Raw genomic sequence first — 709 nt, forward strand, 5'->3', positions numbered from 1 at the left:
TTGGCCATTGATTCCTTGCAATTTAGTTTCTTTGGCACCAGGCACACCTGTTGTCGTACCTGAAAGAAAAGAAAAGATATCGGGACCACCTTCACCAAGATCTACACTTGAAGTAGAACGGTATTGTATTGGCTTGGCGTTCGGGCCAATTAGTGGAATGATCACTTGTCTTCGAGAATTGTAGTAATCTGTTTTTTCAGAACTAATCATGAAAGGAATAGTTGTATCTAAACCCTTCAGCTGAAACCAGCCCGAATGAGTTACTCCAGGTAAACGAGCTTCCAAGCTATATGCGTTACCGGGTGTTTTTCCAGCCTCGAAGGCTCCCTGAGCTCCTAGCTTAACATATACAATAGGCCAAGGAGCTCCTGTCTGGTCGAAAAATGAAATAGACCCAGGGAAGCCAGGGTACACCTGCAAAATTAACTCCTGAGGTAGTGAAGGATCGAATTTAATCGTATCAATTAGACTTTCCGGGGGCCTTACTAAAAGTTTATTTTCTGCAATTAGCCTCTGCCTTTCTATTTTACGCATCCTTTCAATAAAAGCAGGGTCGGAGTTCATTTTCTCACTTTTAATGATGTCATTCTTTTTATTCTCAGCCCTCAGTATCTCAAGTCTGTCTCTATTTTGGTAATTACTCTGGAGTTTCGAGTATTCTAGATCTGTTATGTACGTCTGAATTGCATTTTGTTCATACACCTCAAGT

1 protein-coding gene is annotated in these 709 nt (G+C 41.2%); it reads right to left on the reverse strand.

Annotation, left to right across the window (positions count from 1 at the left end; translation table 11 throughout):
• Positions 1 to 564: DotH/IcmK family type IV secretion protein (locus tag R8O10_RS25085; RefSeq protein ID WP_318191936.1), on the reverse strand; the 564-nt coding region annotated here is incomplete at its 3' end.
• Positions 565 to 709: the final 145 nt, after the last annotated feature.

The sequence above is a fragment of the Vibrio sp. 1727 genome (genome assembly GCF_033344415.1).
Classification (GTDB): Bacteria; Pseudomonadota; Gammaproteobacteria; order Enterobacterales; family Vibrionaceae; genus Vibrio; species Vibrio alginolyticus.